This window comes from Peptoniphilus sp., assembly GCF_050943655.1.
Lineage (GTDB): Bacteria > Bacillota > Clostridia > Tissierellales > Peptoniphilaceae > Peptoniphilus_A.
Genome location: NZ_JBMNPQ010000025.1, coordinates 1 through 21307, shown reverse-complemented (window position 1 = coordinate 21307; position 21307 = coordinate 1). Strand labels below are relative to the sequence as shown.

Genomic DNA, 21307 nt, shown 5'->3' with positions numbered 1-21307 from the left:
TATACTATTTTAATATATATTTACTATAATCTATAATGTTACGTTTCGTAGAACTTTTGGAATTTATGGAAAAGTTTTGATTTTAGTGTTTAAAATAAAAAAATCCTGAGCTAAAGCATTGTCTAAGCTCAGGATCTTTCTCTTTAATTATAAATTATAAAACTTCTGCTTCGTAACCAGCATCTTCTACTGCACGCACAAGTTCTTTTGGATCAACTTTTCCAACTACTACTGCTTGCTTTTCGTCAAGGGACACTTCAGCATCTTCTACGCCCTGAACAGATTCTAGGGCTTTCTTTACAGTAGCTACACAGTGGTTGCAGCTCATGCCGTCAATTTTTAAGATTTTTTCCATTCTTAATTCTCCTTCTGTATTTTCAGCTAATGTATAGCCTGTTTTACTAATTGCATCTTCCAATTCACTTCTAGTTATACCCAAATTTATAAATTTTACCTCACCAGTTTTGGCATTGGCTTTTGGATTTTTAACTTTGCCTGTATCTTTTAGTGCATTTTCAACACGCATTTCGCAGTGTTCACAACTCATGCCGTCGACTTTTATCGTTTCGTAATTTTCTTTGTCCTCTTTTGCATCATTTTCTTTAGAAAAAGATACTTTTGAAGCTTCATGAGGTTTAACTTCTTTATTTTCATGAGCTTCTTTATTTTCCACGAAATTATTTCCTTCGTCTGAACTATTTTTATCATCTGAAGTCTTTTCGTAAACTCCACGCGGTTTGAATTTTCTAAGTCTAAGTGCGTTTGTAACTACAAAGACTGATGACATACTCATGGCGAATGCTCCAAACATCGGTGAAAGCTTGATTCCAAACGGTGCATATAAAACTCCTGCTGCAAGAGGAATTCCTATAACGTTGTAGAAAAATGCCCAGAATAAGTTTTGCTTTATATTTCTAATTGTAGCAGTTGAAATTTCTATGGCACTTACAACATCAAGCAAATCTCCCCTCATGAGCACTACATCAGATGCCTCAATTGCAACATCGGTTCCGTGGCCAATTGCCATACCAATGTCTGCCTTGGCAAGTGATGGGGCGTCGTTTATTCCGTCACCAATCATGAGTACCTTTTTGCCAGATTTTTGAAGTTCTTCAATCTTCTTATTTTTATCCTGTGGCAAAAGTCCTGCAAACTTGCGATCGATGCCAATCTCTTTTCTGATTGCCTCGGCTGTCTTTTCGTTGTCGCCAGTTAGCATATAGACCTCTTTGCCCTTGTCGTGAAGAAGCTCTATAGCACGCTTTGAACTTTCTCGTGGCAAGTCCTTAACAGAAATTATGCCGATTACTTTATTTGAATTTGCAAAGTACATTGAAGTCTTGCCCTCGTCGGCAAGCTCGTCTGCATATTCTTCATAGTGACCTATGTCTATGCCTTCATCTTTCATGAACTCAATGTTTCCTGCAAAATATTTTTCACCCTTGTAGTCGGCAGAAATTCCCCTGCCACTTACAGAGTCAAAATTTGAACTTTCTTCATATTTTATATTATTTTCATCAACATATTCCATTATCGCCTTGGATAGTGGGTGCTCAGAAGACTTTTCAAGAGATGCTGCAATCTTTAAAAATTCATCTTCGTCTAGATCAGTCTTAATATCAGTAAGCTTTGGATTACCTTCAGTGATAGTGCCGGTCTTATCCATTACGATTGTGTCAATCTTGTGCAAATTTTCAAGAATTTCTGCATTCTTAAAAAGAAGACCAAACTCGGCAGACTTGCCTGTCGCAGCCATTATAGATACTGGAGTTGCAAGTCCAAGAGCACATGGACAAGAGATAACAAGAACAGAAATCGCAAAGTTAAGTGCTGCCTCAAAATCACGTCCAATAATCATCCACACGACGAATGTCACAATGGCAATAATAATTACTGCCGGCACAAAAATTCCAGAAATCTTATCAGCAAGCTTTGCAATAGGCGCCTTGGACTGGTTCGCCTCGTCCACTAGCTTTATGATTTGAGAAATAGTCGTGTCCTCGCCGACTTTTGTCGCCTTAAATTTAAATGAACCTGTAGTATTTACAGAGGCTGAAATAACTCTATCGCCGACACTTTTAGAAACAGGAATTGACTCGCCTGTAACGACGGACTCATCGACAGAAGAAGTACCTTCGGTGATTACGCCGTCAACTGCAACATTTTCACCCGGTTTTACGACGATGATGTCTCCAAGCTTTACATCTTCAACATTTTTCAAAACCTCTTTGCCATCTTCTAAAACTGTCGCCCTCTTTGGAGCAAGATCCATTAGATCCTTTAAAGAAGAACGAGTCTTGTTCTTTGACTTCTCTTCCAAGTATTTTCCCACAGTGACAAGAGTTAAAATCATGGCAGCAGACTCAAAATAGAGGCTGTGGCCGTATCTGTGGATTAGCTCCATGTCTCCATTTGCAAAACCAATATTGATTTTGAAAATAGCAAAAATACCATAAATAAGAGCAGACGCAGAACCAATGGCAACTAGAGAGTCCATGTTGGGCGCCTTGTTCTTTAAGCCTCTAAAGCCACTAGTGTAAAATTCCCTATTAATATAAATAATAGGAAGTGACAAAAGAAACTGAGTAAAGGCAAAGTTTGCCGTATTCACCTCTCCACTAAGGCCAGGTAACTCAGGTAGACCAATCATGGATCCCATGGCAACATACATAAGGATTACCATGAAAATTGCAGAATAAATTAACCTGTGCTTTAAATGTTCCTCACGCTCAAAGATGTCGCGCGGCTCCTCTTTTTTATTCTCACCGCTAACCTTGGCGCCATAACCAATATTTTCCACAGCACCAATAATCTCGCCATCACCAACAACATTATCGTCGTAGACTACCTTCATGGAGTTCGTCATCAAATTGACGTTGACATCCTTAACCCCATCGAGCTTGTCCACCGCCTTCGTAACATTGGCAACGCAGGATGCGCAGGTCATGCCGTCTATATCAAATTTCTTATCAATCATCTAATCATCCCCATAGAAAGATAAATAAATTAAAATATTTGTGTTTGTGTTGTGTTTTTTGTGTTTGTGTTTAATATTATTTATTAGAAAAATAAATAACATCAACCTACGTAATAAATAATACCCAGTTTGGTAGAATTTAAAAGTTTGGGGTTTGGGGCTTGATGAAACCCCTCTAAAGTGTCAAAGGATCTGTAAGGTTATGGGAGCGATGTGTGGTTGTTCTGATGATAAAGAGGCTTGGTGTTTTTCTCCTTTACGTTATTTATTTAAGACGCTTAGTCTAATTCTCCGGTAGGTACAGATCTTTCGACTCGAGCAAAGCTCTCGCTCAAGATGACGGGCAAAAGACAACAGCGGGGGTAGACAATTTCATTACGATATCAGAAAGAGACCCCATCCAACGTCATCCTGAGCGAAGCCGAATGCGAAGCATAAGGCGTAGTCGAAGGATCTGTAGGGTCAAGGGAGCGATGTGTTGTCGTTTTGACGAGGAAGTGTTTTAGAGTATTTTCTCCGTGAGGTGTTCTTGTTAAGACGTTTAAGATTTTTGTTGGCTTATTGCTCCCTAAGGTTTTTTCTTTAAGACGATGAGGTCTCGCTCGATGACTTTGCAGATCCCTCGACTAACGCTCGGGATGACGGAGTGTGAGGGTTGTGAATAAAGTATGTTGTAACTGTGCCGAAAGTTTTTATTAATAGTTATTTTATGTAGAATGTTTTTGATTAGAGTCTGCAATTTCAAGATGTAATGAAGGTGTCGCTCTCTCCAACGTCATCCTGAGCGAAGGAGAAGCGGAGCGACGACGGAGTCGAAGGATCTGTAGGGTTATGGGAGCGATGTGTCATCGTTTTGATATGAAAGAGGTTTGGAGTAATTCTACTTTACATTATCTCTTTAAAACGATTAGTTCTCGCTAGACTACTTTGCAGATCCCTCGACTTACGCTCGGGATGACGGATTGGAAACACTGTGATTCAAATGGGTCGTCACTGTGCCAATTCTCTTTTAATTTTTTATTTATAGAAAAAAGGATATGATGCAGAGACCATTAGCTTGGCCGCGCGGCCTGGAGCGTGTCTCGCATCATACCTTTTTTCGTTTGTTTAATTTTTTATTTTATTATTTTTAGGTTCTCCCTAAGGTTTTCTTGTTAAGACAACAAGTTCTCGCTCGGTATAATGTAAAAAAGAGTCCACGCCAGTGAACTCTTCCTACTCTCTTTTTTATTTTTCTACTAGTGGCACGCCCAATTTTTTTAGTTTTTCTGCAAATATTCCGCTGCCTTCTACAAGTTTTCCGCTAAATGTTCCGTCATATATTCTCGTTACTCCGCATGTTGGGCTCTTTGCTTTTAATATCGCAAATTCTATATCCATATCTTTTATTTTGTCAAATTCTTCTTCTGCGGCTTTTCTATATTCTTTATCCACGTCTATTCCGTCAGCTCTAACGACTCTTCCGTCTTTTATTTCGACGGGCTTTCGCGGCGCACCGAACACTCTTTCTGGGCAGACTGCCACGTAGTCTTTATCTTTTAGATATTCTACTACTTCTTCTTTTAGGTTATTGCCACCGCTGTATTTACAGTTTTCCCCCAACAGGCAAGCTGATACAATTATCATAGGTCATCTTCTATTACTGATGATTTTGAGTAAGCTGATGGTTTTGCTTCGAAGAAGTCAGTTTTTATTTGGTTAGGGTCTGAGTATTCGCTGACCCACTTCATTGATTCTGGTTCTTCTGTGTTTTCTTCGTACAAGTCTCCGAATCCCAAGTTTCTTGATCGAAGGTTTCCGAGGTATTTTATATAATCCTCAATCATCTTTTCGTTTAGGCCTCTTATTTCGTTTCCAATTACATATTTTCCCCAGTGAATTTCTTCTTCGACTCCAGTTCTTAGCATTTCTTTGTATCTTTCTATGTCTTCTTCTGTGAATATTTCTGGATTTTCTTTTTTTAGATCCACGATTATGCTTCTAAAGAGCCATAGGTGAGTGTTCTCGTCTCTATTTATATATCTTATTTCTGATACTGTGCCCGGCATTTTGCCCATTCTGCCCAAGTTGTAGAAGAATGAGAAGCCGGAGTAGAAGTATATTCCCTCTAATATATAGTTTGCTACAAGCGCCTTTACGAAGTTTTTAAGTGTCGGCTCTTGGTAGAAGTCTTCGTATTGGTCGCCGATAAATTTGTTTCTCTTTAAGAGTATTTCGTCATCCTTATATTGGTAGAGTATTTCTTCTCTCTCTTCTGGTGAGCAAATTGTGTCCAATATATATGAATATGACTGTGAGTGGACAGATTCTTGGAATCCTTGTATTGATAGGCATAAGTTTATTTCGTTTGCCGTTACATAGGACTGAAGTTTTGGTATTTGTGCAGTTTGCAGTGAGTCAAGATATATTAGAAATGATAATATCTTGTCGTAGGCTACTTTTTCTGCTCCTTCTAGGTTTCTGTAGTCCTTGATGTCCTGTGAAAGGTTTATTTCTTCTGGAATCCAAAAGTTATTCATGGCCTGTCTATACCAGTCAGATGTCCACTTGTATTTTAGGTTGTTGAAGTCGTTTAGGTTAGTTGTGTTGCCGTTAATTATTCTTCTCTTGGAAGTTTCGATATCTCCGTTTTCGTTAAATAGTCCTCTTTTTTTAAGTTCCATATTTTCTCCTTTAAGATGCACAATAATCACAATCTTCTACTTCAAGAGATTTACTTCTAACATAGTAAACTGATTTTAATTTGCTCTTTGCTGCGTCTATATAAAGGTTTAGGACTCTACGCATTGTGAAGTCTGTTGTTATATAGAAGTTAATTGATTGCGACTGGTCAATATGTCTTTGACGCGCAGCTGCTGCTTTTATTAAAATGTGTTGGTCGATTTCGTGGGCGTTTTCATATAGCCAGAAAGTTTGTGGGCTGAGGTCTGGTGCAACTCGTGGAAGTATTGAGCCCTTCTTTTCTTCCAAGAAGTATCTCTTCATTACAGGGTCAACTCCTGCTGTTGTTGCAGCGATTATTGATGTTGAGCCAGTTGGTGCAACTGCCATGATGTATCCGTTTCTTAGTCCTCCCTCGTGCACGCTCTTTCTAAGTTCGTTCCACTTCTTATCATTATATCCACGAAGCTCGAAGTAATCTCCATTATCCCAATCTGAACCTTCGAAAAAGTCATAGGAGCCCTTTTCTTTTGCGATTTCATTGGAGGCACTGATTGCGTGATAATTTATTCTTTCGTACAAATCATCCGCCCACTTGATGTGCTCTTCTTCGTCAGTAAAGGCAATGCCCGCCTTGGCAAGTGCGTGGTGATATCCACTAGTTCCAAGTCCAATTGAACGGTACTTCCTATTTGTAACTTTTGCATAAGGTATTGGATAGTAATTTAAGTCTATCACATTATCGAGAGCTCTAACAGTAGTTCTAACTACATCTTTTAGCTCGTCATCATCTTCTATATTTATATTTCCAAGCACAAGGGATGCAAGGTTACATACTACAAAGTCGCCAGGCTTTGTCTTTGTTACTACAACTTCGTCGCCATCTTCTGTTTCGATTGTTGTAGAAATTGTCTCGATAGGGCTCATGTTTTGCATAATTTCTGTGCATAGGTTTGAGCTATAAATCATGCCCACGTGCTTGTTTGGATTCATTTCGTTTACATTGTCTCTATAAAATGCAAAAGGTGTTCCAGTCTCAGTTAGTGATTTAATTATTAGACGAACGAGGTCCTTTACGCTAATTTCACGTCTTGAGATGCTTTCGTCTTCGATACATTCTCTGTACTTTTCTTCCCACTCTTCTCCATAATAGTCTTCAAGTGCAAAGCCTTTTTTAGTCAAGATTTCGTGTGGGTCGAAGAGATACCAAGTTGCGTTTATGTCCTTTTCTGCAAGTTCGAAGAATAAGTTTGGATAGCTAACTGCAGGGAAGATGTCGTGAGCCTTCATTCTGTCGTCCCCGTTATTTGTTCTAAGTTGCAAAAATTCTGGAATGTCCTTGTGCCATGCGTCGAGATAGCATGCAACAGAGCCTTGGCGAACTCCAAGCTGATCAACAGCAACGGCTGTGTCATTTGCAAGTTTAATCCATCTTATTACGCCTCCTGCAACTCCCTTAAATCCACGGATATCAGATCCCGTTGCTCTAACTTTTCCAAAGTAGAGTCCCATTCCGCCACCGTGCTTTGAGATTTGGGCAAAGTTATCGATTGAGCGATAAATTCCCTTTAATGTGTCAGGCACTGTGTCGATAAAGCAAGATGAAAGCTGGTTATAAGGCTTTCTCGCATTAGACATTGTAGGCGTTGCGACAGTTACTTTTAGAGTTGAGTAAATGTCGTAGAACTTTTTCGCCCAGTACATTTTATTTTCTTCTGGAATGGCAAGGTGCATTGCAATTCCCATAAACATCTCCTGCACAGTCTCAACGAGATGGCCCTCGTGGCTTCTTATTACATATCTCTTGATTAAAAGGTCAAGTCCAGAGTAGTTTAGAAGTGCGTTGCGTGAGTTGTCGATATAATCTTCTAGTTCTAGAATTTCTTCTTTTGAATAATTTTCTAAAATATATTCGCCATAAAGTCCCTTTTCTGTCAAAAATTTAATTTTTTCGTAGAAGTTATTTATGCCGTAGTTTTCTAAATTCTTTTTGATATTTTTGTTTAAATCATAATTTAAAAATATTGCCGCGATAAATTCCCACTTCGGTGCGTCCTTTGTTGTGAGCTCGCTGGCTGCTTTTATCAGTTCATTTAGATAATTTTCCTCTTCTTCGCCTTCTTTTACGAAGGATTCAAATTTTCTGTACAAATTATCCAGTGAATATTCTTTGCCAGTGTAATTTTTTCTGACATCCCTTAAGATGTTTAGGAGTTTTTCGTCCTTTATAAACTTGCCAAACTCGTCAATTATTAGGCGCTCTTCAGTGTGTCTATTTCTGTACAAAATAAAAGAACGAACAACATCAATGTGCTTTTCGTCGATTAATTTTAGCTCAACTAAATCTTGAATCTCTTCCACAGTCGGTGGGTTTTTGGGATCGTATCTTGATGATAATGTGTCCCTAATTTCTAGTGCGTATCTTTCGATGTCTTCCGATTTGTAATCTTTATTTATAGATCTAAAGGCCTTTTCGATTGCATTTTTTATCTTCAAGTGATCGAAATCAACGGTCCTCTTGTCTCTTTTTAAAATTTTCATATATCCCCCATATAGTAGTAAAATATTATTTTTTATTCTAAAGTCTACTATATATTACCATAAACCCTACTGGTTTTGTAGGCATTTTTAAATTTTACAAAACAAAATCCCCAAACGTGTTGGGGACTTTTACACTTATTTATTTCATGTATTCTGGCAAAACGTAGTTGTTGTTTCCGCCAGGCTCTTCACTCTTAATAAGTTCGATTAGAACTTCGTAGAATCCTTTAACCATTACATCTTGATCAGTTGGAGCCTTGCCAGACATTTGTGCACGTGCGTCAGTCTTAAACCAAAGACCTTCGCCTTTCTTTAAACCAAGAGAATCTGGATCAAGTTTAAGTTCTTCTTTAATTTGTTTTTGGTCATAGAATTGCCATTTTGTTTCAGGAAGTTTGTTGTTCCACAAGCTTCTGTAATAAATGTCGTCAGAATTAGGATCGCTCATTCCAGGTCCATAAACTTCAATTGTGTAAGAATTAATTCTGTGTCTTCCATAAGTGTAGTCAATCATTTCAGCAGATGTTGGATAATCTGAGTGAGATTGTTTAGAATAGAAGTTTCTTCCAGTATAATCTGTGTAGATTTTTGCAAGTTTTTCAGAAACTGCTTTCATGTGTGGAATTTGGTCGTCCAATTCATTGTTAGGGTCATATGCTCTGTAGCACCATGGATATAGAACAGATTGTTGTCCAGTGTGAACTGTTGTCATAGCATCAACAGGATATTTTGCAAAGAAGTTTTGAATAGCTTTAACTTCAGGTTCAGTTCCGCCGGCTTTTCCATTGCCATTAGTTGTAGTTGCATCGCTTCCCACAACGCTCTTTGATTCTTTATTTATTTCAGGATCAGTTTCAATGTCATATCTTCCATAATTGTAGTTGAAAGTTCTGTTTAAGTCGATTCCACTAGTTCTTGGGTCATCGCCAAGTTTTCCGTTTTTATCCCAGTCAGGACTTTCCATGCCGATTTTTTCTCTGTCAGCTTCTTTAGTGTCTTTAGTTCCTTTATAAATAGTAGAAATAAATCCATCGCCGTTTATGTCTGTGTAAGGGTCAGAGAAAGAAACTCCGTTGCCATTGTGATCAGTTGGGTGAAGATTTGGTCTGTTGTTAAGTACGAAAGATTGAATGTATCCATCAGGGTTCATTACTGGAACAATGTAGATAATATAATTATCTAAAATCTCTTTTATTTCTTTAGTTGTTGACTCTTTGCATAGAGTTACAGCTGAATAAAGAGCAGATTCTCCAGCCTCTTGTTCGCCACCGTGGATGTTTGCAATAACTGCAATGCCAGTTTTTTTGCTGTCATCAATTGATTTGTTTGTGATTTTTAAACACCAAATATTATTTTCTCTCCAAGTTGTACCTAAAGAGAATAGTTCAGTAATTGTCGAATAATCTTTGGACAAATCTTTTAGTGTAGATTCAACTTCTGCAAATGTATGCCTATCTTTAAAGTCAAGTTCTTTTTTTGAACCTGCACTAACTGGAATTATCATCGATACTACCATGACAATTGCTAATAACATGGATAAGAATTTTTTCATTTTAATACCCCCTTTAAATATAATAAAACGATATCCTATCTAAGACTATATTAACAAAGATAAACTTTTTTGTCAATCTAATAACTAATGTTAATGCGATGTATTTAAATTCGTGCATTTAGTTAGGACTATGGAGCGTGAAATTATTTGGGGAATTTAGAGAAAAAATTTAGAATAATTTATACTTTTTATGCTTGTTAAGACGATTAGGTTGTTTGGTGGGGTTTGCAGATTCCTCGGCTGACGCTTGGGATGACCTCTCCAACGTCATCCTGAGCGAACGAAGTGAGTCGAAGGATCTGTAGGGTTGTGGGAGCGATGTGTTGTCGTTTTGATATGAAAGTGTTTTGGAGTCATTCTTCTTTAGGTTTTCTCATTAAGACGCATAGACTGTTTCTCCTAAATGTGCAGATCTTTCGACTCGCGTTTCACGCTCGCTCAAGATGACGGAGTGTAATGGTTGTGTCTCAAGTAATTTGTGACTGTGCCTATGATTTATCGACTTTATATGGAGAATGCCACATTGGGCGTCATCCTGAGCGGAGGAGGAGCTTTGCGACGACGGAGTCGAAGGATCTGTAGGGTCATGGGAGCGATGTGTTGTCGTTTTGGCCAAGTTATGTATTGAAGTAATTCACCTATACGTTATTTCATTAAGACGATTAGTTCTCGCAAGGCTACTTTGCAGATCCCTCGACTGTCGCTCGGGATGACCTACCCCACCGTCATCCTGAGCGGAGGAGGAGCTATGCGACGACGGAGTCGAAGGATCTATAGGGTCGTGGGAGCGATGTGTTGTCGTCTTAACTAGAACGAGTTCTGGGGTGTTTCTCCATTACGTTATTTCCTTAAGACAATTAGTTCTCGCAAGATCACTTTGCAGATCTTTCGACTCGAGCAAAGCTCTCGCTCAAGATGACGGGCAAAAGACAACAACGAGTGTAGACAATTTCATTATGATATCGGGAAAAGACCCCATTGGGCGTCATCCTGAGCGGAGGCGAATGCGAAGCATGAGGCGCAGTCGAAGGATCTGTAGAGTCGTGGGAGCGATGTGTTGTCGTCTTGATGAGAAAGAGGTTTGGAGTGATATGAGGCAGATGAGTTTCGCAAAAAGCCGTTAAAAATTTCATTTGTTTGAGCGAACCACAACAAACATTTCAATTTTAAAAAAATAGTAATAAAGAATAAATTTAACAAAAATTACAGCCTGCGAGTTATGAAATTTAGGTTTTTTGCGGAGTACTAAATAGCCAGATAAGTTCAACACGTTGTCCGAAGTGGGCGTTGGGGGTTAGGTTGGTGCGCGAGGAGAGGGAAGGGGACAATCGCAGCGGATTAGCGGAAGCCCCCTTCCCTTCCTCGCAAAAGGAAACCCAAAACGCAGTTTTGAAATTAAGTTATTTACGGTTTAACCTTTAGGTTTTCTCATTAAGACGATTAGTTCTCGCTCGAGCACTTTGCAGATCCCTCGACTAACGCTCGGGATGACGGAGTGTATAAGTTATTGCCCGAGTAATTTGTGACTGTGCCTATGATTTATCGGCTTTAAATAGGAAACTACACCATCCAACGTCATCCTGAGCAAGGAAAATTTATTTTCCGCGTCGAAGGATCTGTAGGGCCGCGGGAGCGATGTGTTGTCGTTTTGATATTAAAGTGTCTTGGAGTCATTCTTCTTTACGTTATTTCGTTAAGACGAATAGTTCTCGCTCGAATGCTTTGCAGATCTTTCGACTGTCGCTCGGGATGACGAGTAAGAGGTGACGACAGGGTCCTAGGCTGTTTTCCGATAGTTTTATTATGTCCTTCACGCTTTTTCGTTAAGACGATTAGGTCTCGCAAGACTACTTTGCAGATTCTTCAACTTCAGAAAATTCATGCGAATTTTCTTTCGCTCAGAATGACGAAGTGTGGACGTTTTTTCATCAAGACGATGAGGCTGTTTCTCCTAAAGTTGCAGATTCTTCACCCTTCCGGATACATGGCGACTCGCACTGTGTGATCGCTCAGGATAATTGATAGAGCATCCAAACAAAGTATAAAAAAATGATGCTAATTTATCGAGATTTTTTAAAAACTAATAAATCTCAATTCCAAAAAACATCATTTTTATCTTTTTAATCTTCTCTATCTTTTATTCTAAGATAGATATTTAATCCTGTAAAAATCGTAAGCAAGACTATTGGTATCAACAGACTTATTACGGCCTTTGTGTTTCCTTCTTTAAGGTATCCCAAAAGCGCCCAAATCATTAGGACATAAAGTCCTGCTACAATTATTATAAAAATAATTTGTATAAGTTTTACGAGCACTTTAATGACGGGACTATCCTGTTTTTTTAAATATTCATAGAGGCTAAATAAAAGTATCAGTATTACTGCCTCTATTAAAAACATCAATAATTTTTTCATGTAATCACCAAAAAAGAGACCCCAAAAGAGATCTCTTTAAAGTTTTAAAAGTTTTATCTAACTACTGCGAAAAGAGTTTCTATAACTTTTTTAGCTGCGTCTTCTACTTTTGCTGCAGGATCTTCAGCTTTTTCAGTTTTTTCTTCTTTAACTTCAGCTTTTTCTTCTACTGGCATAATTTTTTCTTCTTCTGCTTGAGCTTCTTTTTGATATTTTTCTAGAAGTTCTTTGTTAGATTCAAGTTCTTTTTTTGCTTCTAGAAGTTTAGTTTGCTCTTCGCCTTCCCAGTATTCTTTGATTTGTTTTTCAACTTCTTCACTCTTCATGTCGCTTAGCATTGAAGCTACCATTCTGTAGTTGTCTTCTTTTTCAATTTCTGCAATCTTTGCAGATAGTTCTTCATCAGTTATGTTATAGATATCAACTGTTGGCATAACTTCATCTTCAGTGTATTTAACTTTGTATCCGAATGCTTCTGATACGAATCTTACTGGGATGTAAGTTCTGTCGTTAATTATTACTGCTGGTGAGTCTAGTTTTGCAGCTTTACCGTTAACTAGAGCTTTGTCGCTATCTATAGTTAATACTACTTTGTCGTTATCTTTAGTAACAGTGACAGTTCTTGCTTTGCCGTTCCATTCAACTTTTGCGCCAATTTTTTCGTAGAATGTTCTTGCGCCAAGCATTGTTCTGTCGTTTATGATTTTTGGAAGAGCTTCTGGATCATCGAAAGTGATGTCTTCTCCATTAACTCTTACTGTAACGATATTGTCCATAGGAGGCATCATCATTTGTAGATATTCTTCCATAGTGATTTCTTTTGCAGATGTTGGGAAGTTTACTTTTACACTTTCATCTTTAACTTGTGTAGCACTTCCTGTAAGTTTTATGCTCATGAAGTTGTTAAAGTTTACGTTTAATTTAACTTCTGATGTGTATTTGTCATCTTCAAAAGTACTCTTTTCAGAGATTGATGAACCTTTTAGCATGTCCTTAAATTCTTTTGCAGATTCTTTAATTTTTGCTTCGTCATATTCGTTTTTAAGGTCTTTTAAGTTTTTGATGTCTTCATCAGTCATAGTTGGTTCAAGTTTTTTAGCTATTGCTACTACGCTATCAGAAACTTTGTCCCAGTTTTTAACGATTTCGCTAGAACCATTTATTACATTGTCGATGATTTCATCTGATGTTGCGTTAAATGTGTAAGTGTTGCCATCAACTTTGTAATCTACAGTTGGTTTGAAATCTCCAAGTGCAGTGTCTACAAGTTTCATTATATCTGCTTTAAATTCTTCAGAATTTAGATAGGATATAGCTTTTGCACTTAGTCCGCCACTTGCATCAGCTGTTGATATTGCAAGGTAGTCTTCCTTAATATCTTTAACTGAATCTGGGTTTGCAAATGCAAAGATATCTTTTTGGATATACATTTTGTCATTGTTTACAAAAACTTTGAAATCCATGTTATCAGGTAGAGCGTTTATTTCTTTTTTCTCATCTTCGCTCATTCCTTTTTCTGTCATAGAAGCTTTTAAAGTTTTAAGATCCATCTTCATAGTAACTTCTGCTTTGTCCATACCTTCTTGTTTACCTTCGAAAGAGATAGGGAACTTCATGCTTACAGTTTCTTTAGATTCTGGGTCTTTAACTTCGAAGTCATAGTCGAATTTTCCTGTTATAGTCGAACCGCTCCAGCTATTTACTTTGTTTGTAGCATCCATGTAAGATGTAGTGTTTGGAGTACATCCAACAAACATTGCTAGTGTCAAAAAGATAGCTAGAATTGAAAAAATTTTCTTTTTCATAATTACCTCCTTAATGTACATGTTTTTATTCTACACCTACTAGAAATACATTACAATTACAAATGTATTAAGAATAAGGCCCAACTACTAAGATTTGTCAAAGTTCTTGTAAACTAGTTTATATGTTAATATTCGCATGTATCAAATAAAATTTTTTTTTAAAAAAAACCCTATCTCTAGGGTTAATTTAAAATGATATACCTTTTATAATTGCAATAGCACACAAAACAATTGCTATTGGAACATAGACATATTTTCCAAGCTTGTACCAAAGCTTGTGGTGAAGCTTCGCTGCACCTTCTGATACTTCGCCTATAATCTCGTTTTTATCCATTACCCAAAACCATGTGATGGCACCAATTGATGCTCCGATTGGGATGATGTAGATTGAAATAAGATCCATCCAAGGTCCCCAAGTAAATATGGCTTCCATATTAACAGAAATTCCAAAGCAGGCTATGATTAGCATAGTTAAAAATGTCTTTCTCTTAACATTTGGAAATTTATACATGAGTGACTCAATTACAACTTCAAACATATTTTGAAGTGATGATATTCCACCAAAAACAACTGCCAAGAATAAAACTATGGCAAAAATTCTTCCAAGGTAGATGTCCTGAAGAATTTCTGGAAGAACTACAAATAGAAGCTTTGGCCCTGCTGCAAGGTCCACATTATATGCAAAGCAAGCAGGAATCATGACAAGAGCTGCGACAATTGCTGCAACTGTGTCAAAAAACGCAGTGCTAAGACTTGACCTTACAATATTCTCGCCCTTTGGAAGGTATGCACCATATACAAGCATTCCAGATCCTGTTACAGATAGCGAGAAGAAGGCCTGTCCCATGGCAAATATCCACACCATTGGATTCTTTAAATCGCTCCACACAGGTTTAAACATAAACTCATATCCGCCTGTTGAACCTTCTAAGAAGAATACTCTTATCGCCAAAATGACGAACAAAACAAAAAAGGCAGGCATCATGATTTTATTAGTAACTTCAATTCCCCTGGCACCCACGCTTAGAGAAATAACTACAAGTAAAATTACAATAAAGTGATATATAACTACGGAATAGTTTTGAAGGGCGAAGGAGTCAAACCACTGTGTAGTATCAACATGCATAAGAGTTCCCGTAACTGACTCCACAAGTGCCTTTAGCACATAGGCAACAATTACAGAATAACCTATGGCGATGCAAAAAGAACCAATTAAAGGAATCCAACCAATAAACTTTCCAAGCTTATCCATACCGCGACTCTTAAAAGCATACTCATAAGAACCAAGAGTACCTGTTCCCGTCCTTCTACCCATGGCGTATTCAGCACTAAGGCCACAGTAAGAAAAAATCAAAATAAAAAATAAATATACAATTAAAAAAGCAGAGCCTCCCAAAGAGCCCATTCTAAAGGGAAATCCCCACACATTGGCCATGCCCACAGCAGAACCAACACAGGCCAAAATAAAGCCCCAGCGAGATGAAAAACTTTTATCTTTCATACTTAAATCCTTTCATTATCAATGATTAGACTAATATAACACAAAAACGCAAAAAAGTAAATCACTTTAAAGCAATGAGTTATTGGACAAAGAAAAATGGAGGGCATCTACCCTCCATACTTATCTTAAATCATCTTAAATTGTTATGTAACTATAGCTTGCGTGTCTTCTAAATTAAGCATTTCAACCTTTAGCACTATGGCTACTTATAAAACCAACACTCTTGCTACTTTCCCACTAAGGGATAAATTCGAACTTTTCATTGGAATCACCTTTTCTAGTTACCAATTTATTTTCTTTAGCTAGCTTAGTTATACTATAACGCATTAAATGTAATTTGTCAATGTTTTCCTCAAAAATTTTTACGATTTTTTTACAATTTGATATTAATAGTGTTTTCTTTTAACTTGCCTTCCTTTTCTGCCTCTGTAAGCACTTTCATAGCAGCAACAGCAGAATTTCTCGCACCGATATTTACAATATAATTCCCTTCAGAATCTTTTCCTCTAATGGCAACCTCGTCTTGTTTGTTGATTGATATTGATTTCATAGAATCAAATGGGAAGTAAAAAGTTCCAAGAACAAGTCCCTCATTATAAGAACCAACAACTGTTCCGAAGCTGTCCTTGCCATTTCTAAAATGGCCCTTAAGTGGCATGCTGTATATTGTTGTGTTCTTTTCCTCTTTCTCTGGAAACTTTCCATAATAAAGATTTACCAAGAATAAGAAGAAAACCGCAATCAAAATATATGAATTCGCAAACTTAGCAAGAATAGCATTGTCCACCAAGTACATCTCATAAGAGAAGTAGACATTTAAAAATATTACAAAAGCAAAATAATAAATAATATTTAAAACATAAGTGAGCTTATTGATCTTAAGACCATCTAGCTTAAAAATCTTTCTATACTCCGCCAGTCTTTCCCAAATTGTCACGATGAAAAGATAATTTGCGAAGATCCAAAAAAATAAATAAACGGCGCTCAAATGATTTTCATAAAACATATCGAGACCAAGCGGCAAAAGAGCACCAGCTACAATACCAATAATAATTCTTTTTTTCTGCATAATTCCCTCCAATATTAAATATTATAACAAATAAAGGAAGTATTGGGTTTAGAAATGATGGTTAAATTTAAATTAGGGGGGTTAGATGTTTCTATATAAGGTGCAGATTCTTGATGGGATGGGACGACTCGCCTTCGGGATGAAGGGGTGTATAAGTTATGACTCGAGTAATTTGTGACTGTGCCTATGATTTATCGGCTTTAAATAGGAAACTGCCCCATCCAACGTCATCCTGAGCGGAGGAGGAGCTTTGCGACGACGGAGTCGAAGGATCTGTAGAGTCACGGGCGCGATGTGTTCTCGTTTTGACTAAAAAGTATTTTGGAGTCTCCCATTTAGATTTTCTCGTTAAGACGATAAGGTCTCGCTCGAATACTTTACAGATCCCTCGACTGCGCTCGGGATGACGGAGTGTGGTGGTTGTTGGGAGTTAGGACTTCGACTGTGCCATTAGTTCGCGAATTTTATCTTCAACCAAAATGTGATGAAGTACCATGAGGCAGACGAGTTTCGCAAAAAGCCGTTAAAAATTTCATTTGTTTGAGCAAACCACAATAACTAATTCGAGTTAAAGAAAAGAGTTATAAAGAATAAACTTAACAAAAATAAAAGTTTGCGAGTTATGAAATTTAGGCTTTTTGCGGAGTACTAAATATCTAGATAAGTTCAACACATTCTCCGAAGTGGGCGTTGGGGGTTAGGTTAGAGCGCGAGGAAGGGAAGGGGACAATCGCAGCAGATTAGCGGAAGCCCCCTTCCCTTCCTCGCAAAAGGAAATGAAAACGCAGTTTTGAAATAAAGTTATTTACGATTTAACCTTAAGTTTTTTTCTTTAAGACGATTAGTTCTCGTTCGATTACTTTACAGATCCCTCGACTGGCGCTCGGGATGACGGAGTGTATAAGTTATTGCCCGAGTAATTTGTGACTGTGCCTAAAGTTTTTATTAATAGTTATTCTATGTAGAATATTTTGATTAGAGTCTGCAATTACAAGATGTAATGAAGGAGTCACTCTCTACAACGTCATCCTGAGCAAGGAAAATTTATTTTCCGCGTCGAAGGATCTGTAGGGTCACGGGCGCGATGTGTCATCGTTTTGATGAGAAGGTGTTTTGGAGTGTTTCTCCGTGAGGTTTTCTCGTTAAGACGATTAGGCTGTTTCTTCTTAAGGTACAGATCTTTCGACTCGAGCTAAGCTCCCGCTCAAGATGACGGATGGGAGCGTTATGTTTGGATATGTTAGTTTTGGCTCAAGTGGATGACGAAGTGGTAGGGTTGTGAGGAGTTTAAGTCTTTACTATTCCAAAAGCTTTCTAAATTTTTTATTAATAGAAAAAAGGATATGTCAGGGGAACGTTACTTGGCCTAGCGGCCTCGAGCGGTTCCTCTGACATACCTTTTTTCGTTTGTTTTAATTTTATTTTATTTTTATTTTTTAAAGTTCTCCGTGAGGTTTTCTCGTTAAGACGATGAGGTCTCGCTCGATTAATTTGCAGATCCCTCGACTTACGCTCGGGATGACGGGAGGAGAAGGGTTTTCTCGTTAAGACGATTAGGTCTCGTTCGATTACTTTACTGATCCCTCGACTGGCGCTCGGGATGACGGGAGGATGGGTGGTTTTCTCGTTAAGACGACTAGGTTGTTTCTCCTAAAGTTCCAGATCCCTCGACTTACCCTCAAGATGACGGGGTGGAAGGGATTTTGGGAGCCAAAGTTATTAAATGTTTGAGTTTTTTGTCTTTACGTTCATGTCGTATCCGAGTTCATAGTAATTATTGTCGTTAAATTCAAAAGTCTTTATTATTTCCATGCCCAATTTTTCTGTGTGAGTGTATAGAGACCTTGGGTTTATTTTGTTTATGAATGTCAGCATAACTTTATATCTGTCTTTAAACTGTCTTCTTGAGTATTCGAAAATATTTTCGATTATTCCCATGCCTCTATATTCTTTGTCAATGCAAACTGGTCCGTATTGGTATGAGTTTTTTGTTGTTAGTTTTTGTCCGTTAAATTCTGTGTCATCTAAATCTTTAATCATGTGCCTAAAAAGTGGCCACGCTTCCCAGTAATCCCAGGACGCACTCATTGCATAAGCGACTACTTTATTTTTATCTTTTGCAATTATTAGCCCCTTTTCTTTTTCGATTAATTCTTCAAACTGCTCTCTTGTGAAAAGTGTTGTCACAAAGCCGTCCTTTTTGTCTTCTTCACTGATTGTGTCTACGTGATATTTTTTCTGTAATTCTTCTACTTGGTCAAGGTCTTCTTTTGTCGCCACTTGATATTTGATATTTTCAAGCTTCATATTTCCTCCTTTTATATTATATTGTGTTGTCTAGATAGCACTACTCTGTCATTTGCTTCTAGCACAATGTCGCCATTTGGTATTATTAGTTTTCCAGACGGTTTTTGGATTATTATTATAAGTTCATCTTGTGGTATTTTTATGTCGCGCACCTTTTTATGTGCCCACTCGTGGTTTTCTGATATTTTTATGTCCAAAAGGTCGTCGCCATTGTGGTCGAAGTAAGCAACTCCTGCCAATACTATTAGGTCGTTTTCTTTTATGACTGTGTCGCCGCGAGGAACAATTGATACACCGTCTCTTATTATTTTTGCGATTATTACGTCAAATGCCATTTGAACTTCGCTAATTTTTTTATCAGCCCAAGGTGATTTTTTTGAAATTTGTGTCTCGATAAATTCTAGATCTGTCTTGTCGGAGTAATAGTTAAATGTTCTAAGGACTGAGTCGTTTGGGTCGAACATGTCGAGTTTTTTTGTGACAGCCGGCAATACTGTTCCCTGTATTAGTAGTGAGAATATACATATTGTAAACACTATGTGAAATATGTCTATTGATAGATTTGCTCCACTGTTTACCACCATTATTGCAAAGGCAATTGCTGCAGCTCCTCTTAGTCCTGCAACTGAGAGAAGCATATTTTGGTTTGTCTTTGTTTTAAAGGGCTTCATCAAGAGAAAGACTGCAACGGGCCTTGCGATAAAAAACATAAATAGCATAATTATTATTCCAAGTGGAAGTGCTGTTATTATGTGATTTAGGTCTGATAATAGTCCTAGTAGGAAAAACATTGCTATTTGAAAAATTGTAGAGAGTCCGTCGTAGAAGAAGACCACGTCTCGCTTTTTCCTAAATTCGTGGTTTCCTATATATATTCCAAGTATATAAATTGAAAGGTATCCGTTGCCACCGAGGTGACTTGTAAGTGCGTATGTTCCAAGCATTACCGTTGCAATTGATACTGAAAATATTCCGTCTTGGTCGATGGAGAATTTTTCTATTATTTTTAGAAAGATATATCCTATTAAAAATCCAAGTGCTATTGCTATTAAAACTTGCTTTATTATTAAAACTGGAACAGATACGTCATCGCCAAGTATTAGCGACAAAAATATCATTGTCATCGTATAGGCTGTGGGGTCGTTTGATCCACTTTCTATTTCAAGTAGAGGCGCCGTTTGATATTTTAGGTTTAGGTTTTTTGATACGAGTATGTTAGAAACTGATGCAAAGTCAGTTGAACCTACAACTGAACCAAGAAGCATTGCCTCTAGCATGTCAAATCCAAGTACGTAGTGACAAAATACTCCCGTAACAAGGGCAGTTATCACTACTCCTAGTGTGGACAGTGTTATTGCTTCTTTTGCAACGGGTCTACCCATTGTCCAGTTTGTACCAAATCCCCCATAAAACATGATTATCATAAGGGCAATTGTCGCTATATTATTTGCAACTTCATAATTATTAAATTCGACTCCAAAAGCAGAGAACACTACTCCAAGCGCCAAGAAAAGTAAAAGTGCTGGAAGTCCTGACTTTGAAGAAAATCTCGTGGCAATTATTGCCAAAAATAATACTAATGTTATGAGTAATAAGTTCATTTTCTACCTCTATTAAAAAATATTAAAAAAGGGAGCTTGCTCTCCCTAAATGTCAAAATCTGTATAGTATAAGTCCTGCAAGTCCAAAGTAAATAATAAGCACTAAGGAGTCAACTATAGTTGTGATTACAGAACCTGCCATGAGTGCTGGGTCTGCGCCAAGTCTTTTTACAAATATTGGCAAGAATGCTCCCATCAAGTTAGAAAGTATTACAGTTACAACTACTGTAAGTGAAACTACAATAGCAATTGGAAGGGTTGTCTTTACCAAGAAGTAAATTCTAAGGAAGTTTATGAGTGCTAGTGGAATTCCAACTAAGAGTCCAACCTTTACTTCTTTAAGCATTACGGGAAACATATCGTCTAGCTCAACATCGCCTGTTGCCAGTCCACGAATTACCATTGTTGATGATTGTGATCCAGTGTTACCGCCTGTGTCAGTAATCATCGGTATAAAGTTTGTTAGGATTAAAAAGTCTGTTATAATCCAGTTATATTTATTTATAATTCCTCCAGTAAATGTGGCAGAAATCATGAGAATTAAAAGCCATGGAAGTCTATTTTTGGCAAGATTTATTGGCGACTCGTCAAGATATGATGTAACAGATGGTTCTATGGCAGCCATTCTGTGGAAGTCTTCTGTTGCCTCTTCTTCTATGACGTCCATTACGTCGTCGAATGTGATGATACCGCAAAGTCTGTGCTCTTTATCTACAACTGGAAGAGCAAGGTAGCCGTACTTTACGAATTTATCGGCAACTTCTTCTTGGTCATCAAGAGTTTCTACATACACCACATCTTCTAGCATGATATCTTCTATAATTAAATCTTTATCGCTAATTACTAGCTCTCTTAGGGAAATAAATCCTAAAAGTTTTT

The 21307-nt window shown here is 37.6% G+C and carries 12 protein-coding genes; all 12 read right to left on the bottom strand.

The genetic code is table 11. The annotated features are described in order from the left end of the window. Positions 1–154: 154 nt before the first annotated feature. Complete coding sequence (locus ACOX6R_RS03900; protein ID WP_433447436.1) at positions 155–2974, bottom strand: CopZ family metallochaperone; 2820 nt, start codon at positions 2972–2974, stop codon at positions 155–157. Between the two features lie 1230 nt (positions 2975–4204). Beyond that, on the bottom strand, positions 4205–4603 hold the full coding sequence (locus ACOX6R_RS03895; protein ID WP_433447434.1) for a DUF523 domain-containing protein: 399 nt from the start codon (positions 4601–4603) through the stop codon (positions 4205–4207). After that, entirely contained in the window at positions 4600–5640 is a 1041-nt protein-coding gene (locus ACOX6R_RS03890) for a ribonucleotide-diphosphate reductase subunit beta (protein ID WP_433447432.1), read from the bottom strand. Before ACOX6R_RS03890 ends, ACOX6R_RS03895 begins: the two co-directional genes overlap by 4 nt. 10 nt (positions 5641–5650) lie before the next feature. After that, positions 5651–8179, bottom strand: coding sequence for a ribonucleoside-diphosphate reductase subunit alpha (locus ACOX6R_RS03885; protein ID WP_433447430.1), 2529 nt, complete (start codon positions 8177–8179; stop codon positions 5651–5653). A gap of 139 nt (positions 8180–8318) precedes the next feature. Beyond that, entirely contained in the window at positions 8319–9731 is a 1413-nt protein-coding gene (locus tag ACOX6R_RS03880; RefSeq protein WP_433447428.1) for a M14 family zinc carboxypeptidase, read from the bottom strand. Between the two features lie 2120 nt (positions 9732–11851). After that, positions 11852–12145 carry a hypothetical protein gene (locus tag ACOX6R_RS03875; protein WP_433447426.1) on the bottom strand — a complete coding sequence of 98 codons (294 nt, stop codon included), beginning with the start codon at positions 12143–12145 and terminating at the stop codon, positions 11852–11854. Between the two features lie 53 nt (positions 12146–12198). Then, positions 12199–13950, bottom strand: coding sequence for a stalk domain-containing protein (locus ACOX6R_RS03870; RefSeq protein WP_433447424.1), 1752 nt, complete (start codon positions 13948–13950; stop codon positions 12199–12201). A 187-nt stretch (positions 13951–14137) separates the two neighbouring features. Further along, a complete protein-coding gene (locus ACOX6R_RS03865; protein ID WP_433447422.1) occupies positions 14138–15451 on the bottom strand; it encodes a sodium-dependent transporter in 1314 nt (437 codons plus the stop codon). A 373-nt stretch (positions 15452–15824) separates the two neighbouring features. Further along, entirely contained in the window at positions 15825–16520 is a 696-nt protein-coding gene (locus tag ACOX6R_RS03860) for a hypothetical protein (protein ID WP_433447420.1), read from the bottom strand. A gap of 1719 nt (positions 16521–18239) precedes the next feature. Continuing rightward, positions 18240–18827 (bottom strand): N-acetyltransferase family protein, encoded by a 588-nt coding sequence (locus ACOX6R_RS03855; RefSeq protein WP_433447418.1) that lies wholly within the window; start codon positions 18825–18827, stop codon positions 18240–18242. 11 nt (positions 18828–18838) lie between these two features. Beyond that, on the bottom strand, positions 18839–20428 hold the full coding sequence (locus ACOX6R_RS03850; protein ID WP_433447416.1) for a potassium/proton antiporter: 1590 nt from the start codon (positions 20426–20428) through the stop codon (positions 18839–18841). A gap of 52 nt (positions 20429–20480) precedes the next feature. Further along, positions 20481–21307: magnesium transporter (gene mgtE, locus ACOX6R_RS03845; RefSeq protein WP_433447414.1), on the bottom strand; the 827-nt coding region annotated here is incomplete at its 5' end.